This is a genomic window from Kitasatospora sp. NPDC087314, from assembly GCF_044744365.1.
Classification (GTDB): Bacteria; Actinomycetota; Actinomycetes; order Streptomycetales; family Streptomycetaceae; genus Kitasatospora.
Map to the genome: position 1 here is coordinate 427271 of NZ_JBIUYE010000003.1, position 18369 is coordinate 445639.

General features: G+C 70.4%; 17 protein-coding genes and 1 pseudogene. 7 read left to right on the forward strand and 11 right to left on the reverse strand.

Annotation, left to right across the window (positions count from 1 at the left end; all coding sequences use genetic code 11):
- Positions 1-236: 236 nt before the first annotated feature.
- The 3 genes from ACIO5E_RS08430 to ACIO5E_RS08440 all read right to left on the reverse strand — a co-directional run bounded on the left by ACIO5E_RS08430 (position 237) and on the right by ACIO5E_RS08440 (position 3923).
- On the reverse strand, positions 237-1064 hold the full coding sequence (locus tag ACIO5E_RS08430) for a hypothetical protein (RefSeq protein WP_400664976.1): 828 nt from the start codon (positions 1062-1064) through the stop codon (positions 237-239).
- Between the two features lie 240 nt (positions 1065-1304).
- Positions 1305-2651, reverse strand: a complete 1347-nt coding sequence (locus ACIO5E_RS08435) for a metallophosphoesterase (RefSeq protein ID WP_400664977.1) — start codon at positions 2649-2651, stop codon at positions 1305-1307.
- Between the two features lie 114 nt (positions 2652-2765).
- Entirely contained in the window at positions 2766-3923 is a 1158-nt protein-coding gene (locus ACIO5E_RS08440) for a LacI family DNA-binding transcriptional regulator (protein ID WP_051838156.1), read from the reverse strand.
- Positions 3924-4334: 411 nt separating this feature from the next.
- Here ACIO5E_RS08440 and hisC point away from each other — a divergent pair, with 411 nt between their 5' ends.
- The 5 genes from hisC (at position 4335) to ACIO5E_RS08465 (ending at position 9745) form a co-directional block, all read left to right on the forward strand.
- Positions 4335-5417, forward strand: a complete 1083-nt coding sequence (hisC, locus tag ACIO5E_RS08445; RefSeq protein WP_400664979.1) for a histidinol-phosphate transaminase — start codon at positions 4335-4337, stop codon at positions 5415-5417.
- A 263-nt stretch (positions 5418-5680) separates the two neighbouring features.
- Positions 5681-7075, forward strand: coding sequence for an efflux RND transporter periplasmic adaptor subunit (locus ACIO5E_RS08450; protein WP_400664980.1), 1395 nt, complete (start codon positions 5681-5683; stop codon positions 7073-7075).
- A 2-nt stretch (positions 7076-7077) separates the two neighbouring features.
- Positions 7078-7881, forward strand: a complete 804-nt coding sequence (locus ACIO5E_RS08455; protein ID WP_400664982.1) for an ABC transporter ATP-binding protein — start codon at positions 7078-7080, stop codon at positions 7879-7881.
- Complete coding sequence (locus tag ACIO5E_RS08460) at positions 7878-9089, forward strand: ABC transporter permease (protein ID WP_400664983.1); 1212 nt, start codon at positions 7878-7880, stop codon at positions 9087-9089. Before ACIO5E_RS08455 ends, ACIO5E_RS08460 begins: the two co-directional genes overlap by 4 nt.
- Positions 9090-9097: 8 nt before the next feature.
- The gene (locus tag ACIO5E_RS08465; protein ID WP_400664985.1) at positions 9098-9745 is read left to right on the forward strand and encodes a hypothetical protein; all 648 of its coding nucleotides are present in this window, start codon (positions 9098-9100) and stop codon (positions 9743-9745) included.
- 64 nt (positions 9746-9809) lie between these two features.
- Here the strand turns inward: ACIO5E_RS08465 and ACIO5E_RS08470 are convergent, their stop codons facing one another.
- Genes ACIO5E_RS08470 through ACIO5E_RS08480 form a run of 3 tightly spaced genes read right to left on the reverse strand, consistent with a single transcriptional unit; the run spans position 9810 to position 10545 of the window.
- A complete protein-coding gene (locus ACIO5E_RS08470) occupies positions 9810-9935 on the reverse strand; it encodes a hypothetical protein (RefSeq protein ID WP_400664987.1) in 126 nt (41 codons plus the stop codon).
- A complete protein-coding gene (locus ACIO5E_RS08475) occupies positions 9929-10186 on the reverse strand; it encodes a hypothetical protein (RefSeq protein WP_400664988.1) in 258 nt (85 codons plus the stop codon). Before ACIO5E_RS08475 ends, ACIO5E_RS08470 begins: the two co-directional genes overlap by 7 nt.
- Complete coding sequence (locus tag ACIO5E_RS08480; RefSeq protein ID WP_400664989.1) at positions 10183-10545, reverse strand: ATP-binding protein; 363 nt, start codon at positions 10543-10545, stop codon at positions 10183-10185. Before ACIO5E_RS08480 ends, ACIO5E_RS08475 begins: the two co-directional genes overlap by 4 nt.
- A 186-nt stretch (positions 10546-10731) precedes the next feature.
- Between ACIO5E_RS08480 and ACIO5E_RS08485 the strand changes: the two genes are divergently transcribed.
- Both ACIO5E_RS08485 and ACIO5E_RS08490 read left to right on the forward strand, forming a co-directional pair.
- Positions 10732-11592 carry a helix-turn-helix transcriptional regulator gene (locus ACIO5E_RS08485; protein ID WP_280673962.1) on the forward strand — a complete coding sequence of 287 codons (861 nt, stop codon included), beginning with the start codon at positions 10732-10734 and terminating at the stop codon, positions 11590-11592.
- A complete protein-coding gene (locus ACIO5E_RS08490; RefSeq protein WP_400664991.1) occupies positions 11585-11785 on the forward strand; it encodes a DUF397 domain-containing protein in 201 nt (66 codons plus the stop codon). Before ACIO5E_RS08485 ends, ACIO5E_RS08490 begins: the two co-directional genes overlap by 8 nt.
- Positions 11786-11840: 55 nt before the next feature.
- On the opposite strand, the gene ACIO5E_RS08495 is transcribed toward ACIO5E_RS08490, so the two are convergent.
- From ACIO5E_RS08495 to ACIO5E_RS08515, 5 genes and pseudogenes are all read right to left on the reverse strand, one after another.
- Positions 11841-13907 (reverse strand): transglycosylase domain-containing protein, encoded by a 2067-nt coding sequence (locus tag ACIO5E_RS08495; protein WP_400664993.1) that lies wholly within the window; start codon positions 13905-13907, stop codon positions 11841-11843.
- An 848-nt stretch (positions 13908-14755) separates the two neighbouring features.
- Positions 14756-15448 (reverse strand): DUF1062 domain-containing protein, encoded by a 693-nt coding sequence (locus tag ACIO5E_RS08500; RefSeq protein WP_400664994.1) that lies wholly within the window; start codon positions 15446-15448, stop codon positions 14756-14758.
- Between the two features lie 428 nt (positions 15449-15876).
- Positions 15877-16047 (reverse strand): annotated as a pseudogene (locus tag ACIO5E_RS08505) (helix-turn-helix transcriptional regulator); the annotation flags it as partial.
- Between the two features lie 331 nt (positions 16048-16378).
- Positions 16379-17149, reverse strand: coding sequence for a hypothetical protein (locus tag ACIO5E_RS08510; RefSeq protein ID WP_400664996.1), 771 nt, complete (start codon positions 17147-17149; stop codon positions 16379-16381).
- Positions 17133-18362: a hypothetical protein gene (locus ACIO5E_RS08515; RefSeq protein ID WP_400664997.1), complete on the reverse strand. Its 1230-nt coding sequence runs from the start codon at positions 18360-18362 to the stop codon at positions 17133-17135. Before ACIO5E_RS08515 ends, ACIO5E_RS08510 begins: the two co-directional genes overlap by 17 nt.
- Positions 18363-18369 lie beyond the last annotated feature (7 nt).

An 18369-nucleotide genomic window follows, 5' to 3' on the forward strand; every position in this document is an offset into this window, starting at 1 on the left:
CTCTTCGTTGCGGACCCAGCGGCTGCGATGTGAAGATTTTCTCAGGTGAATCGTTTGCTCACCATCATGGAACCGTCACCGCCATGTAACGAGGCGTCAGGCCGTTGCGATCGACGGGATCCACAGCTGCGAGTCCTCCCCGCACGGCCTCCCGTGCGTTTTCGGGGCCCGGGTTGAGGGGGGTGGAGGAGGCCCCAGTAGGCGGCCCAGGGGGGGTGAAGACGGCGTCGTCGGTGTCAGGTGACGTCGTCGGGGCTGGTGAAGGACGGGGAGCTGTAGCCGGGGCCGGTGAAGTCGGGGGTGGTGAAGGCCGCCGGGCGCGGCTCGTGGCCTTCGGGGCCGGGGCTGGTGAAGGACGGGGAGCTGTAACCGGGCCCGGTGAAGTCCGGGCTGCTGAAGTCCGGTCCGGCTCGCCCGGCGCCGGGGACGGCGGGGAGGTTGGCGTGCAGGTAGGGGAGCAGTCCGCGTTCGCGCAGCGCGGTGCGCCACTCGCGGTGGGCGTCCGCGAGTTCGGCGGCGAGTTCGGGGTCGGTGCCGGCCGGGGCGGCGGCGCCGTCGCGTATGGCGGTGAGGACGAGCCCGATGATGCCGACGGCCATCGCGGCGACCCCGGCGGCGAGCGCGGCCCAGCCGGCGGTGACGAGGGAGCGGGCGAGGGTGAGGTCGGGGTTGGCGGCGCGCAGCAGGTAACCGAGGAGCAGCAGGACCAGGGCGGCGGCCCAGGCGAGGATCGGGGTGAGCACGGTGAGGACGGGGAAGAGCCCGGCGCCGCCGTTGGCGGAGCGCAGCTGGGTGAGTAGCCCGGGGGCGATCGGCTCGGTGCCTTCGGGCGGCGGCGGTGTGGCGCGCAGGCTCTCGCGCAGCCGGGTGTAGTGGAGGTACTCGGTGGTGGCCGCGGCGGCGATGGCGTCGGCGTCGCGCAGGGCGCGGATGCGCAGCTGGTCGGCGGTGAGCGCGCCGGGAGCGCGCAGGGCGGTGAGGATGGTGCGGTCGCGCAGGGCTTCGGCGAGGAGGCGCTCGTATTCCGGGCGGTCCTCGGCGAGCAGCGGCGGGGGGTTGGTCATGGGGACCCCGTTCGTGCGGACCCCGTTCGCTCCGCCCCAGGGGGCCGCTGGACCCTCAGGGGCGCCGAAACGGGCGCGGAGGCGGGCCGCCGGACGGGCGGCCGGGTGTGGTGTGCCTCATGGTAGGGGCGGGCGTGGCCGTGCTGACAGTCGGTTTCCGGAATTTCGCGCCCCGGGCCGCGCGCGTGCGGCGGCCCGGGCGCCGGGAACATCCGTTCGGTACGGGCCCCGGGTGGGGCCTCAGTTGACGGGGAGTCGGGCGACGAGCAGGCGCCCTTCCATGGTGACGCCGCCGTCCATGGCCACCGCGAGGTCGTCCGCGTAGACGTAGGGGCCGGGGATGTGCGGCGGCACACCGTCGTCGGCGTGCACCGCGCCGGTCAGGTACGGGATGGGGCTGTGCCCGTGCACGATCCGGGTGCCGCCGTAGGTGTCGAGCAGCTCGTGGACGGCCGTCGGGCCGGCGTCGCCGCGGAAGGCGAAGCGCTTGGTGAAGCGGCGGAAGCAGTCCCACCACTCGTCCACACCCTCGTCGGCGAGCAGGCTGTGGACGGCGTCGTTGACGTCGGGGATGGACTCGCCGTACTCCAGGTACGCGGTGGTGTCGGAGTGCAGCAGCAGGTGGCCGTCCTCCAGCGCGATGGCAGGGAGCCGGGAGAGCCAGCTGATGTGGTGCGCCTCCAGGCGGTCCAGGTCGTGCTGCTGGCCGCCGTTGAGCCGCCAGGCGGCGAGGAAGGAGGCGGTGCCGGCGGTGGACTGGACGGGTTCGTCGCCGTACCTGGCGGCGCCGAGGAAGAGGAGTTCGTGATTGCCCATCAGGGCGCGGCAGTAGCCGCCGGCGGCGGCGGCTTCGGCGGCGAGCTGCATCACGAGGTCGATGACGCCGATGCCGTCGGGGCCGCGGTCGGTGAAGTCGCCGAGGAACCAGATCCGGGAGCGGCCGGCGGACCAGTGGCCGTCGGCGTCGATCAGGCCCTGGTGGCGCAGCTCGGCGCGCAGCTCCTCCAGGTAGCCGTGCACGTCGCCGACGACGTAGAGCGGGCCGGGGGGCTCACCGGGGCCGGGGGCCGGGTACGGGTAGGTGGGTGCGGCGGGATCGGGCAGCGGCGGGCCGAGCTCGATGGTCGGCGGGTCGTCGCGGCCGGGGACCTGGAGGGCGGGGGAGGGCTGGTCGGGCAGGGTCGGCTCGTAGCCGGGGTGGTCCTGCTGGGAGAACTCCTGGGCGTGCACGGGGTGGTCCTGGTGGGAGAACTCCTGGCCCTGTTCCGGGGCGTGCGCGGGGTGGTCCTGGTGGGGGAACTCCTGGCCCTGTTCCGGGGCGTGCACGGGGTGGTCCTGGTGGGGGAACTCCTGGCCCTGTTCCGGGGCGTGCACGGTGTGGCCCTGGCCGTCGGAGGGCCAGTGTTGTTCCAGGTAGCGGGCGCCGCCGTAGCCGCTGTAGGTCTCCGCCTCGTACGGCGCGCCGCCGTAGCCGGGGGCGGACTCCGGTTCGTAGTAGGTGCCGTAGGGCAGCACGTCGAGGTCCGGCTGGTGGCGGGGGCCTGAGTCGGGGTGTTCAGGCCCGGGGAAGCGGTCCTCGGGTGTCATTCGCCCATCATAGGAAGACCACTCTCCCGGCGTCGTCACCTGGTGGGTATCCAATCCTCCGGAGCGTCAGCCGGGCCGTCCCGCAAGGTCCGTTTTGTCCCGGCTCGGTATGGTCTAGACCTCGCCCGGGGGCCGGGGAGGGCTGACGGTGGTGCGCGGGCTCCGGCGCTGGGAGGACGCGCGGACGATCAGTTCGGTCGGCATCAGGGTGCCCGGCGGCGGGCCGGTGCCGGCGGTGCGGAAGCGCGGCGGGAAGAGCCGGGCGATGTCGACGCCCGTCCCGGAGTCGACGCCCTCGATGGCGTCGATGAGCAGGTTGACCACGGTGGTGCCGATCCGCCGGGGCTTGAGGGAGAGCGTGGTGATCGGCGGTTCGGTGGTGGCGTAGACGTCGCTCTCGCTGCAGCAGACCAGCAGCAGGTCGTCGGGGACCCGCAGGCCGTAGCGGCGGGCGGCGGCGAGCAGGTCGGTGCCGTTGGGGTCGAACAGGCCGTAGACGGCGTCGGGCCGGTCGGGGCGGGCGAGCAGCCGGTCGGCGGCGACGGCGCCGGCGGCCGGGTCGTGCGCGGGGTAGGCCTCGTAGACCGGCTCCTGGCCGACCTTGGCGCACCAGCCGAGGTAGGCCTCGGTGGAGAGCCGGGTGTAGGTGTCGGTGCTGGTGCCGGTGAGCAGGCCGATCCGGCGGGCGCCGGCCTCGGAGAGGTGGTCGAGGATGCCGAGCACGGCGGCCTCGTGGTCGTTGTCGACCCAGGCGGTGACCGGGCAGTTGCCCGGCTTGCCGTCGCTGACGACCGGGACGCCGGACCGGTACAGCTCGCTGACCAGCGGGTCCTGGTCGGGCGGGTCGATCACCACGGTGCCGTCCAGGGCGATGTTGCCCCAGACGTCGTGGCGGGAGGAGGCGGGCAGCACCACCAGCGCATAGCCGCGGCCGAGGGCGGCGCTGGTGGCGGCCCGGGCCATCTCGGCGAAGTACGCGAACTCGGTGAAGGTGAACGGTTCCTCGCCGTAGGTCGTGACGGTCAGCCCGATCAGGCCGGACCGTCCGGTGCGCAGGGTGCGGGCGGCCGCCGAGGGGCGGTAGCCGAGGCGCTCGGCGACCTCGCGCACCCGGCTGCGGGTCTCGTCGGGCAGGCGGCCCTTTCCGTTCAGCGCGTCGGAGACGGTGGTGATCGACACTCCGGCGGCTGCTGCCACATCCCGGATGCCGGCCCGCTCCAGACGCCGTGAGGTGGTGGGACGCCGACCGCTCTGGTTGGCTGCTGCTGTCATGGCGGACCGATCGTATGGCTCCTGACAAGGGTCTGTGACCGGCGCATCGGGAGCCCTTGGAGATACGTTTCTCCAAGAGTGAGCCGGGGTGCGCCCCTTCGATACCCGCACGAAACCAGCCTTCTTACCTCTGACATGTGCCAAAGGAACCCTGCAGAATGGCTGATCTGCACTCGTCACCCGACCGGGTATCTCACCCCTACGGGTGAGGGTGGTCGGTATCGTTCAAGGCACCCGACCGGGGTGGTCCGGGCGCGTTCCGAGAGTCCGGGCACGGTGGCGATCCCACGGGTGGCGGGGCGATCGCACCGGAGCACCGCATCGGGCACCGGAGCATCGCATCGGGGCACCGCACCGGGGCATCGGCACCGGAGCGCCGCACCGGAGAGAGCATCGAGAAGGAGTAGGACCGTGACTGGTACTGGTACGTCGGCGCAGGGCCCGCGGCTGCGGCCGAACCTGGACGGCATCCCGACCTACAAGCCCGGCAAGCCGGCCGGCGCCGACGCCTACAAGCTGTCCTCCAACGAGAACCCCTACGACCCGCTGCCCGGCGTGCTGGAGGCGGCGGTCGCCGCGGCCGGCTCGCTCAACCGCTACCCGGACATGGCGGTCGGCGAGTTGACCGAGGTGCTGGCCGAGCGCTTCGGCGTGCCCGTCGAGCACATCGCCACCGGCACCGGCTCGGTCGGCGTCGCCCAGTCGCTGATCCTCGCCACGGCCGGCCCCGGCGACGAGGTGGTCTTCGCCTGGCGCTCCTTCGAGGCGTACCCGATCATCACCCAGGTCGCCGGTGCCACCCCCGTCCCGGTGCCGATCACCGAGGCGGGCGACCACGACCTGGACGCGATGCTCGCCGCGATCACCCCGAGGACCCGGCTGGTCTTCGTCTGCAACCCCAACAACCCCACCGGCAACGTGATCCACCGCGCCGAGCTGGAGCGCTTCCTGGACGCCGTGCCGGCCGACGTCCTGGTGGTCGTCGACGAGGCGTACATCGAGTTCATCCGCGACCCCGAGGTGCCCAACGGCGTCGACCTCTACCGGAACCGCCCGAACGTCTGCGTGCTGCGCACCTTCTCCAAGGCGTACGGCCTCGCGGGCATGCGGGTCGGGTTCGCGATCGCGCACGAGCCGGTGGCGAACGCGCTGCGCAAGACCGCCGTCCCGTTCGGCGTCAACCAGCTCGCCCAGAACGCCGCCGTCGCCTCGCTGCGCGCCGAGCAGGCGCTGCTGGAGCGGGTGGACGCGCTGGTCGAGGAGCGCGCCCGGGTGGTGGCCGGGCTGCGCTCCCAGGGGTGGGAGATCCCGGACTCGCAGGCCAACTTCGTCTGGCTGGGCCTCGGCGAGCGCTCCCAGGAGTTCGCCGCCGCGTGCGCCGAGGCCGGGGTGATCGTCCGGCCGTTCCCGGAGGGCGTCCGGATCTCGATCGGCGAGGCCGAGGGCAACTCGATCTTCCTCTCGGTGGCCGAGGCGTTCCGCAAGACGCTCTGACCCCTCCCGTTTCCGCCGGGGCGCACCGTTCGCGGTGCGCCCCGGCGGCGTTTCCGGGGTCTTCGGTGGTGGGCCCCGGGGCGCTGCCGGATGGCTGGGGATCCCTGGGAGCCTGCTGGGAGTTCGGCCAACGACTGCCCACGGCGCGGCCAAGGTGCCCGCGTGAACGGGGCGGTATATCCGGAATGCCCGGATCCGATCGGTCAGTCTTCTCCCAGCCCGCGCCCAGGGCTCCGCAAGAGCGCCCAGGAAAGCTGTCCGGCATGAAGGTGCTCCCGCGACGGCGAGGCGTCGTCCTCGTCAACTCCGCGCTCGGCGTGGCTCTCCTGGGCGGTGCCGCCCTGGTGTACGCCACCGTGAACGGCGGCACCAGTGCCGCCGCAGGCAAGACCCCGGTCCGGACCGCGACCGTGGCCAAGGGAACGGTCCTGGCCACCGTGTCCGGAACCGGCACCCTGGTCTCACCGACCGACGCGGCCCAGGACTTCGCCACCGGCGGCCGGCTCACCTCGGTCAAGGTCGCGGTCGGGGACGCCGTGAAGAAGGGCCAGGTGCTCGCCACCGTCGACACCACGGCCGCCCAACAGCAGGTGGACGCCGCCCAGGCGGCCCTCACCACGGCCAACGCCAACCTCGCCAAGGCCCAGGCCGGCGTCACCACCACGACCACCGAGCCGCTGCCAGGCGGCGCGGGGGCGTCCCCCGGGTCCGCCACGGGATCCGGGGGGCAGGGGGGCCGCGGAGCGGGCGCGAACAGCACGCCCGCTCCGCAGACCACCACCATCACCACCACCAAGGTGGACGACGCCGCCGTCGCCCAGGCCCAGCAGCAGGTCGCCACCGCGCAGACCACCCTCGCCAACGCCCAGGCGGCGCTGACCGGCACCACCCTGACCGCCTCGGTGGACGGCACCGTCGCGGCCGTCTCGGCGAAGGTCGGCGACACCGTCGGCAGCGGCGGCTCGGCCGGCTCCTCCGGCTCCACCGGGACGGCCGCCAAGTCGAGCACCGGCAGCACCGGTTCGAGCGGTACGCCGAGCGGCTTCATCGTGCTGACCAACCCGACCGGGATGCAGGTCACCGCCAACTTCTCCGAGCTGGACTCGCTCAAGCTCAAGAAGGGCGAGGCGGCCACCGTCACCCTGAACGCGCAGTCCGACACCAAGCTCAACGCCACCGTCCTGTCGGTCAGTTCGCTGCCCAGTAGCAGCGGCGGCAGCGCCGGATCGACGGCCGTCCAGTACGCCGCCACGCTGCAACTCGGCGGCGACACCAGCACGTTGCGCACCGGCCTCAGCGCCACCGTCCAGGTGATCACCGGCGAGGCGGACAGCGCGCTCTCGCTGCCCACCTCCGCGCTCTCCGGCACCGGCACCAGCCGCACCGCGACCGTGGTGCACCCGGACGGCTCCAGCGAGCGGGTCACCGTCGGGGTCGGTGTCGAGGGCGACAGCACGGTGCAGGTGCTCTCCGGGCTGAAGGAGGGCGACAAGGTCGAACTCCCCACCACCAGCGGCGGCAACGGCTTCCCGAACGCCTCCTTCCCGGGCCTCGGCGGCGCGGGCGGCGGCCGGGGCGGCGGGGCCGGCGGCGGCCTGGCGGGCGTCGGCGGTGGCGGCAACGGCGGCGGCGGGGCCGGCCGGGGCGGTAAGGGCTGAGCATGCGTCACGTCATCGACAAGCGCGTCCCGGCGGCGCCCCCGCCGGTCATCCAGCTGCGCCGGATCACCAAGGCGTACGGGCACGGCGACGCCGTCGTGCACGCGCTGCACGGCCCGGAGGACCCGGCCACCGGCGGCCCGCTCGGCGTCAGCCTGGACATCGGGCAGGGCGACTTCGTCGCGGTGATGGGCAGCTCCGGCTCCGGGAAGTCCACCCTGATGAACATCCTCGGCTGCCTGGACGTCCCGACCGCCGGCCGCTACCTGCTGGACGGCATCGACGTCGGCCACCTCGACGAGGGGCAGCTCGCACTGGTCCGCAACCGCAAGATCGGCTTCGTCTTCCAGTCCTTCAACCTGATCCCGCGCACCACCGCGCTCGCCCAGGTCGAGCTGCCGCTCGCCTACGCGGGCGTCCGGGCCGCCGAACGGCGCCGCCGGGCCCTGGCCGCGCTCTCGCTGGTCGGCCTCGCCGAGCGCTCCGGGCACCGGCCCAACCAGCTCTCCGGCGGCCAGCAGCAGCGCGTCGCGGTGGCCCGGGCGCTGGTCACCGCGCCCGCGATGCTGCTCGCCGACGAACCGACCGGCAACCTGGACAGCCGCTCCACCGAGGAGGTGCTCGACCTCGTCGACGCGCTCAACGCCACCGGCCGCACGGTCGTCCTGATCACCCACGAGGACGAGGTCGCGCGGCACGCCAAGCGGGTGCTGCGGCTGGTCGACGGCCGGATCGTCGACGACGTCCGGCAGGCCCCGGTGGACGGTCCGCCGCCGCTGCTGCGCGATCTGGGGGTGACGGCGTGATCCTCTGGCAGATGCTCCGCTTCGCGGCCGGCGGCCTGGCCGCCAACAAGGTGCGCTCGGCGCTCACCATGCTCGGGGTGCTGATCGGCGTCGCCTCGGTGATCCTGCTGCTGGCCGTCGGCAACGGCTCCTCGGTCGCGGTCAAGGAGTCGATCACCTCACTCGGCACCAACTCGCTCACCGTCAGCGCCGGTTCGGCGTACGGCGGGGCGCGCGGCGCCGGCTCGGCGAAGAAGCTCACGGTCGCCGACGCCAAGGCGCTGGCCGCCGACACCGACTCGACCGCGATCAGGTCGGTCGCCCCGGTGGTCACCACCAGCGGCACCGCGCTGTACGGGGACATCTCGTACAGCCCCGGCTCGATCGTCGGCACCTACCCGGCGTACTTCGAGACCGCCAACCAGAAGGTCGCGCACGGCGAGTACTTCACCGACGACGACGTGCTCGGTTCGCGCAAGGTCGCGGTGCTCGGCGCCACCACCGCCAAGCAGCTGTTCGCCACCGAGGACCCGGTCGGCAAGCGGATCGTCCTCGGCGGGACCCCGTTCACCGTGGTCGGCGTGCTGGAGGCCAAGGGCGGGACGGGCTTCACCGACCCCGACGACGTGGTGATCGCGCCGCTGCCCACCGTGCAGAACGTGTTCACCGGGTTCGGCCCGGTCAACCAGATCCTGGTGCAGGCCGGCTCGGCCGACACCACGACCGCGGCCCAGGCGGAGGTCACCCGGGTGCTGCTCGGCACCCACGCGATCGCCGACCCGACCAAGGCCGACTTCCGGATCACCAACCAGGCCTCGCTGCTCACCGCCCGGGAGAGCACCACCAAGACCTTCACCGTGCTGCTCGGCGCGGTCGCGGCGATCTCGCTGCTGGTCGGCGGGATCGGCATCACCAACATCATGCTGGTCACGGTCACCGAGCGGACCAGGGAGATCGGCATCCGCAAGGCGCTCGGCGCCCCGCGCGCGGTGATCCTCGGGCAGTTCCTGACCGAGTCCACCCTGCTCTCGGTGCTCGGCGCCGGGCTGGGGGTGGCCGTCGGGATCGCCGGCTCGCACTTCAGCATCGTCGGCATCAAACCCGTGGTGATCCCCGAGTCCGTGCTCGGCGCGTTCGGTATCGCCGTCGCCATCGGACTGTTCTTCGGCAGCTACCCCGCCAACCGGGCCGCCTCGCTGCGGCCGATCGACGCCCTCCGGCACGAGTAGGACCTTCCATGAGTCAAGAGATCGCGACGGTCAGCAGCCCGGCCGAGCAGGTCGCGCTGCTCGCCACCCCACCGGACGCCCGGGACGTCACCGCCGAACTGGCCGCGCCGCCGCGCCGCAAGCTGCCGTGGCTCTCGCTGGTCCTGGCCGGCGGGGTGATCGCCACGGGCGCGTTCGCGGGCGGCGTCTGGTACCAGCAGGGGCAGGGCTCCAGCGGGAAGTCCTCCCGGCCCGCCGCTGCCGCTGCCGCCGGTGCTGCTCAGCGTCCCGCCTCCGGGTACGGGCAGGGCGGCGGCGGGCAGAACGGCTCGCGCCGTGGGGGTGGCCAGGGGCAGGGCGGTGCTCAGGGCCAGGGCGGCCAGCCCGGCTTCACCCGGGGCACGGTCAAGGCCGTCGACGGCAGCACCGTCTACCTCACCGACGCCAACGGCAACACCGTCAAGGTCACCACCGGCGACGCGACGAAGGTCCAGCTCAACAAGGACGGCAAGGTCACCGACCTGCAGCCCGGGCAGAGCGTGACCGTCGTCGGCACCCCCGACGCCAACGGCGGCTACGCGGCCAGTCAGCTCGTCGAAGGCGCGGCTGCCGGCGCGGGCGGCTTCGGTGGTGGCTTCGGCGGTGCGGGCGGCGCCAGGAACTCGTCCGGAGGCTGACCCCGCAGCCCCGGACGCCTGCGAGGCCCTCGCCCATCCCTGGGGCGAGGGCCTTCGCATGTGCTCAGCGCTGTTCGTCGCGGTCGTCGGGGCGCGGCATCCTGAGCGTCGCGATCGCACCGAGGGCCACGATGACGATCGCGAGCGCGAGGAGGGTGACGAGGGCCGCGCCGACGAGGAAGTTCAGCACTCCCACGCCTCGTTCCGTTCCGCGTCGCGGAGCAGATGCAGGAGGTTCAGCAGGGTGCTCACGGGGGCGTTGCCGAAGTCGACGAGGATGCGGCCGTCGAGGGTGGTCTCGTGAGGGAAGGCGGAGCCCCAGAGGAGGCCGTAGGAGCGTCCGCGCCGGTGCACCTCGCCGAGCAGGGCGATGAGTTGGGGCTTGGTGTAGTCGCGCATGCGGGGGTCGTCCGGCGCGATGGGTTCGCGGGCGGTGCTCACGCGGCGGAGTCCAGCTCGTACCAGACGATCTTGCCGCGCTTCTGGGGGTCCACGCCCCACCGGTGGGTGAGGCCGGTGACGAGCTGGAGACCACGGCCGGTCTCGACGGTGCCGGCGGGGGTCTGCTCCTGGGGGATCGCGTCGTTCTCGTCCGAGACGCAGACCCGGAGGGTGCAGCCGAGAAGGGAGAAGTAGACGACGGGCGCGGGGGTGGCGCCGTGGCGCCAGGCGTTGACGAGCAGCTCGGAGAGGGCGAGTTCGGCGTTGAAGATGGTCTCGGGGTCCCAGCCGGAGCGGGTCAGGGCGTCCCGGAGGGCCTGTCGGGTGAGGGTGAGCGAGGGGGTGTTACGGGTGCACACGGGAACCTCCATGAGGCGGCGGTGTGGAGAGAGCAGTCGTCTACTGCCCAGGGAACAGGCAGTGCTGACGATCCGTCGGATCGATCTGAGACCGACCATAGCGCATCCGCTCTTAAAGTTAATTCGAATGTGGGAAGGTTCCTCCTTCAGTGGGACACTGGCTCCTGGACTTGCAGAGAGGACGCCATGGCCCTTCGAACCCCAACCCTCCGTCAGCGTCGTCTTGGCACCGAACTGCGGAGGATGCGAGAGCAAGCTGGCTTCGGTGGCAGCCACCTCGCCCGGTTGCTCGGGGTGACGCCTGCCCTGGTGACCCAGATGGAGAACGGGAAGTCCGCTGTCGCCCCGGAGCGCCTGCGCGAGATCGCGGCGGCCTGCATGTGTGCCAACGAACCCTTGATCGGTGCGCTCGAAGCCATGACCAGGGAGCGGGAGACCGGCTGGTGGGAGGAGTACAGCCGCAACCTGACCACCGACCTGCTTGATGTGGCCGCGATCGAGGCCCATGCCCGGCGGATTTCCACCTTCTCGCTTACCTTCATGCCTGGGCTGCTTCAGACGCCTGCCTATGCGGCTTCAGTATTCGCTCGGGCGATCCCGCCACTTCCGCGCTCTGACGTTGACCTCCGGTTGGCCTTCCGTCTGCGGAGGCAGCAGATCATCCGGGCAGGTGGGACGCCCTACACGGCGTTCATCCATGAAGCCGCACTACGCATGCAGTTCAGCGGGCCGGAGGCGCTTGCCGAACAGCTCGGTGTCCTCATCGACGACTCCGAGAGTCCGGGGATCTCAGTCCGAGTCGTGCCGTTCAGCATCGAGTCGTTGCCCGGACCCAGCGAGAACTTCGTCTACACGGAGGGCCCGGTTCCCGAGTTGGACACCGTGCAGATCGACATCAGCTTCGGGTGCCCACTCTTCGACGCTCCCTCCGACCTGGCAAGTTACCGCGAGATCCTCGTCCGCATGGGGTCCGTAGCCCTCTCGGAAGAGGACTCGCGAGACTTCATCCGATCCATCAAGAAGGAGATAGAGGGCAATCATGAATAGCCCCGCATGGCAGAAGTCCAGTTACTCCGGCTCAAGCAACGCATGCGTCGAGGTACGTACTGTCGCCGGGCTGATCGAACTCCGCGAGTCCGACGAGGGCGACGTCATCGTCCGCACCACTGCCCGCAAGTTCTCCGCGTTCCTCCAGGGCGCGAAGGCCGGCGAGTTCGACCACCTCCTCCCCGGCGCGTAGCGAATCGTTCTGGCGGCCCCTTGCTGCTCGCAAGGGGCCGCCGGAACGACCGCTGTCAGTGCTGCTGGGCGTTCGGGTCGGCCGGGGGCGTGGCTCCGCCGGTCTGGTTGGCGTTGGGATCGGTCTTGGGGGCCGGGTCGGGGATGTCGGCCATCGGCAGGGACTGCTTGGGCGTGCCACGCAGGGCCTGGTTCATGGCGTCCCGCCAGATCGGGCCGGGGCCGTCGGCGCCGAACACCTCGGTGTGGTACTTCCCGTTGATGGTGATGTTGCGCATCTCGACGCCGCCGTCGGGGCCGCCGAGCCAGACCGAGGTGGCGAGCTGCGGGGTGTAGCCGCTGAACCAGGCGGCCCGCTTGCGGTCCGAGGTGCCGGTCTTGCCGGCGATCTGCCGGTTGTCCTCCAGGCTGAGCGCCGCGCCGGTGCCGTTGTTCTCGGTCACGCCGTTCAGGACGGTGTTCATTGCCCGCGCCGTGTCGTCGGAGAACGCCTTCTCGCACTGGCCGGCCGGGACGGGGACGTCCTTGCCGTCGACCGTGGTGATCTTGTTGATGGCGAGCGGGGCACAATGCGTGCCCTGGGCGGCGAAGGTCGCGTAGACGTTGGCCATGGTCAGCGGGCTCATCTCCTCCACTCCCAGGGCCATCGCGGGGACCTCTTCCAGCGGCTTGCCGCTGGCCTTGCTGGTCACGCCAAGCTTGTTGGCCATCTGCTTGACCGCGCAGAGGCCGATCTCCTCCTCCATCTGCACGAAGTACGTGTTGACCGAGAGCGCCATCGCCTGCTTCAGCTGGTAGGGGCCCTTCTCGCTCGCGGATTCGTTGGGCACCACCGTCTTGGGCCGGGCCTGGTTCTTCCAGGTCCCCTCGCAGGTCTTCATCGTCGGGTACTCGAGCTTGTTCGGAGCCGAGTACTCCTGGGTCGCCGGCAGGCCCGCCTCCAGTGCCGCGGCCGCGACGACCGGCTTGAAGGTCGAGCCGGGCTGGAAGCCGTTGCCGCCGCCCATCGCCGCGTCGACGTTGAGGTTGACGACGGTCTGGTTCTTGTTCGTGTCCAGGCCGTACGGGCGGGTCTGGGCCATGGCGAGGATCTTGCCGGTGCCCGGCTCGACCATGGTGGCGGCGGCCGAGACGCTGTCGGTGGTCCGCACGTTGGTGCTCACCGCGTTCTGGGCGGCGGCCTGCTTGTCCGGGTCGAGGGTGGTGTAGATGTTCAGGCCGCCCTGGTCCCAGAACTTCTTGCGGTCGGCGGCGTTCTGGCCGAAGGCCGGGTCCTGCTTGACCACGCGCCGGACGTAGTCGCAGAAGAAGCCCATGCCGGCCTGGGCGGTGATGCAACCGTTCTGCGGGGCCTTGAAGTTGAGGCCCAGCGGGGCGGCCTTCGCCTCCTTGGCCTGGTCCGCGGTGATGTGCTTGTTCTCGACCATCTTGTCGATGACGGTGTCCCGGCGCTTCTGCGCGGCCTGCGGGTGAAGCTTCGGGTCGTACTGGGACGGGTTCTGCACCAACCCGGCCAGGGTGGCGGCCTCGGCGACGGTCAGGTCCTTGTTGCTCTTGCTGAAGTAGCGCTGGGAGGCGGCCTCCACGCCGTAGGCGCCGTTCCCGTAGTACGTGATGTTGAGGTAGTTGGTGAGGATCTGGTCCTTCGACAGATCCTCCTCCAGCTTGATCGCGACCTTGAGCTCCTGGATCTTGCGGCCCAGGGTCTTGCGCTGCGCCTCCAGGACGGCGGCCTGGTCCTCGCCGGCCTTCTCGACGTTGACGTTCTTCACGTACTGCTGGGTCAGCGTCGAGGCGCCCTGTGAGGCGGTGCCGCTCTCGGCGTTCTTGCTGATCGCGCGGAGCACGCCCTTGAGGTCGACGGCGCCGTGCTCGTAGAACCGGGCGTCCTCGATGTCGACTTGAGCCTGTCGCATGAACGGCGACATCTGCTCAGGCGCGAGGACGGTGCGGTCACGCTCGTACACCTTGGCGATCAGGCCGCCCTTGGCGTCGAAGATCTGCGTCGCCTGGGTGAGCGGCGGAGTCTTGAAGTCGTTGGGGATGTCCTCGAAGCCCTCCGCCGTGCCCTTGGCGGTCAGCCCGATGCCGCCGACGGCGGGCAGGGCGAGGCCTGCCAGCATGACTCCGGACACCACACTCACACCCAGGAACGTCACACCGAAGCGGGCCAGCCGAAGCGGCCCATTGCGGGCCGGGCGGGGAGCCGCGCTATCGGAGGAATTCCATATCGGAGGGAGATTCGATTCCATCTCGGAATGCTAGCCCTCGCACCCCGGGGGTCGAACGATTTTTCGTGCGAGGCTGTCACGGCTGTGCAACAGATGCTGGAATTCGACTCCAGCACGTCAAATCGCATACGCACCAAATGAACGCAATAAAGAATTCGGGCCACCTGCTGTTGATTCGGCTCCCCCGGTGGTGTGGCCCGGGCGACTCCGCCGACGGTGACCGCGCGCATCCGTGGCTCCGCCCCCCGACGCCCCCCTCTCGCGACCCTGACACCTCTTTGATGCCGTGAGCGGGCCGAAAGGTTGCGTACGGCTTGGACCCCGAACCGGCCCCGCCCGGCCCGCCGTCCACCCGCCCCCTCGCCCTGCCCCGCCCTGCCGGTGACGGCGCCCGTCCTGATCAGGAGCCACGGCGCCGGCGGAGCCCCCCTCGGTGCAGGAAGTCGGCCGGCCCGACTTCCTGCACCGAAGCCACCCGGGAACCCGGCGGCCCGTCGCACTCCGCAAGGGGCCGCCGACAACCATGCGTGACCTGCGTCGATGGCGACGATCCTGCCGTCGGGCGTGGGTACGCTCGGGGTGCCGGTCTCGCTCCGATCATCGCCTGCCGCCACCGTTGCGGCACCCCGGACTGCGTCGTCGGAGGAGGCTGGACCTACCACGGGGGAGCCCGCCGCGCGGCTCACGAACGGCGAGTCCGTGAGCCGCGCGCGGGTACCGCCCCGCACCGAGCCTTCGGCCTACGCCCCGGACACCGCGCGCGACAGGCGCAGCGGCGCCTCGACGGCGTCGGCGGCGCCGAGTTCGCGCACCGCCTCCCGCCGCGTCGCCGCGACCGGAGTCGCGAGCTGAGCCAGGGTCGCCGCCGGGGCGTGGACCGTCAGCTCGAAGTCGCGGCGCGTCTTGGCGTCCGGGGCGAGCGGCAGGCGGATGCGGCCGCCCGCGACCATCCGGCGGACCCGGCTGCGGCTGAGGCCGAGGCCGGACATGAGCAGGCGTTCGACCCGGACCGGGACCGGCAACTCGAAGCTCACCAGCACCGTCAGCGGGGTCGGATCGTCGATCGCGTGGAGCGGCGTGCGTGCCTCCAGCTCCCAGGTGCCGCTCCAGTCCAGGCTGTAGCCGTTCTTGGCGGCGAGCGACGCACTCATCGTCAGTTCCCGCACCACGGCGAGGTCGTTGTTCTCGTACGCCTCCCTGCGGGCGGGTTCCAGCGACGACGTGTGGACGCGCTCGTGGACGGGCACCTTCGAGGTCCGGTCGCAGCCCGCGCAGCTGAGCAGCAGCCAGACGTCGAGGAGCTTGCCGTTGGCGTTTACACGGATCTTGCCCGAGGGCCGGTGCCGCGTGCTGGAGCAGTCCGGGCAGCTGCGGACGACGGTGGGCAGCGCGGACTGGCGCACGGCCCAGCGGGCCTTGCGTTCGGTATGCATGGTGGTCTGTTTCCTGGTTCAGCAGGAACGCGCGCAGGCCGGATCGGTTGGATCGGCCGGGGCTCCTGGGATCTGACGAGTGCTCACGAGGGCGCGTGTCATCGCCTCGGGGCGGGTGGCCGCATGGCGGGCGTCCCGAGGTCGATCGCGCAACAGGTCGTGTCTCTCCGTGGCAACTCGCGACAGCGCGTCTCATCGCCTCGGGACATGGCCTCATGGCCACATGGCCGAGCGCCGAGGGCGGTCGATCGCGTGAGCGCGCGTGTCGTCGCCTCAGCGCGCGGCCGGTGGCCCGGCGCAGAGGTCGATCGCGTAGGGGTGAGTTGCTACGTGGCAGTCGTCAGCACAGGTACATGCCGCACATCGTGATCTGGGCCGCGCTCCCTCGCAACCGGTTTTTTTAGACCAAGGCCGTCAGACCAACACCGTCAGACCAGCGCCGCCAGTTCCCCGCGCGAGCCGACGCCGAGCTTCGGATAGGCCTTGTAGAGGTGGTAGCCGACCGTTCGCGAGCTCAGGAAGAGCTGGGCGGCGATGTCCCGGTTGGACATCCCCTGGGCGGCGAAGCGGACGATCTGCGTCTCCTGGGGCGTCAGGCCGGCGCAGTGCTCTGGTGATGCACACGGCGGTCGTCACCCGCCAGGTTGGAGCGCCGGCCTTGACCAGCCGGTTCGCTGCCCCGGGCGGTGACAACCGCCGTGACCAGGCGAGGCAGGTGACAACAATCTCGACCACTTGGTGACAGCTAGCGCGACCACGGCGAGGCGAACGCGCAGGTCGTAGGGCGCCCCGGGTGACAACTACCTCGACCAGTCACCATGTGAATCTCTTGCCCTGCCATGGCCGGCTTGGGAAACCTCATGACGACACCGAGCGATCAAGGGGGCAATGGTGGAGCTGACAGGGCTTGTGGGTCACAAGCCCTCAAGGTCAGACCGGCGGCATCAGATCGCTCTCGCTGATGGTGTACGTCAGCAGGGGGTAGATGAAGTCCGTTTCCTTGTTCTCTCGGCGCCGTAGTTGGTAGAACTCGCGCCTCTGCTCATCGTCGGCCGGCATGAGGCGCGCACCCTGCGGGAGGTGTGCATGTCCGTCGTGAAACCGGACGAAGGTCTTTGACGTTCGAAAGGTTATGCCCAGCCATTGGTCATCCGCCGTCTGGACGGGTTTGTCTGCCACGATCTTGTGCCTGAGTCGCCGATTCGAGTCGACGGAAAACGCGACGATACTGTGGTGGGCGAGGGGGATCTCGAACTTCTCGCCACCGGACCCCTTCGATTCGAAGATCAGCTTCCTCGGCGGGCTCGCTTCGGGATGTTGGTAGCAGGAGAAGACGGCGATGAACGACCCGTCGGCCAGATCGAGGGCCTGGTCGGAATGGCTGCCCATGGTCGTGTAAGCGTTCGTGTAGGTCTCGATGAGGGCGTTGTTGAAGCCGACCGAAAGCGCCGCACGTTCCTGAATCTGGTGCGCCAGTCGTTCGTGGACCGCCCGGAAGCGCTGCGGCGGGCTGCTGTATCGAGTGGTGGTACGTACGAGAGGCACGTCGTCCGCCTCGTCGATCTTGGTGAGCGTGGCGCCTCGCCGGCCCTTTCCCACGTCTTCCAGGAGAGCCGATGCGGACAGCTCCGCAAAGAGGTTCCCCTCGGTCGGCAGAGTGCACGAGAGGATCTCATCCGAGATCCTAGGCTCGGGGGGCACTGTAGTCTCCCGTGTTCATGCTGAAGGGAAATGCGTCGCCGTAGTCAATGAAGGACGAGGTCCTGTTCTCCTCGGCGTACAGCCTGCGCAGCTCGTTCATGCCGGCCGGTGTGGGTGGCCCCATCCGCACCAGATCTCCGGCCGCTTTGAGGAACGTGTGGCCGTTCTTGTGAACGGCTTCGGCGCTCGAACAGCGCACCACGTATCCCAGGCGGGTCGGGAGCAATTCGGCGGCCAATGTCGAGGGCCGGATTTCATGCGTGTACAGGCGGTTGGTGGACAGCGGCATGAAGAAAACGGAGCCGGGGTGGAGCGTCAGGGTGAACTGCGGGGGGAGCGCGATCCCGTCGCGTCGCTCGGTCGGCTCCTTGAGGCGGAAGTGGAGTTTGGTCAGCCCGCTGGCACCCTTCACGCCGTAGTCGAAGGTGTCTTCGGCCAGGGGCTGCAGCTTGTCGAGCCGGTCATAGAAGGTGCAGAAGGCCATGATGCCGTTGACGGGCATGTCCTTGGTCTTGTCGGCATGGGCCGAGATCCTGGCCTTGGACTGCTTGCGCTCGGCCGTGGCAAGGGTGTTGTGGTAGATCTGAGCGAGGACGTGGTTCAGCGGGGCCTGGTTCCGGAAGATGGCGGCGGCCTCGCGGTTCAGCGCCTCGACGATGCGCGTGTCGGTCGGGCGAAAGTTCTCGGTCGGCCCCGAGAGATTCGTGGAGCACCGGAGCAGGCGGAAATGCAGTTCGTCACCGTTTCGGGTGACGGGCGTCAGATAGATTCCGCTGCGATGGGCTGTTCCAGGCTTGGTGGACTCCGTCAGGGACTGGAACGCGTGCTCCGCACGGATCCGTCCGAAGTGATCGGCGCCGGGGTCGAAGAAGCGGCGGTAGTACACGCCGGCGCCGTGTACGCGGATGGGGACTCGGCCGAGGTCGACGAGGGTCCAAGGTTCGTCGCCGTCCCCGTGGTAACCGTGTGACAGCTCCCGGACGACGAACACCCGGGCCGCCGCACGCAGTTGGCGGCCGCTGATCCCGGATACGTCGCCACACAGGTAGACGGTCTTCTGCGCGAGGTCGGGCGCACCGGAAGCAAGGTGCTCTGGCGTGATCGTGGACCCGAAGAAGTCCCTGACCACGTCATTGTCCTGCAGCGTCGAAGGCGCGACCAAGGTGTTGCCCGCATCCTCGATGCAGGCTTCCGCCGACTCTGTCGTGTACATCAAACCG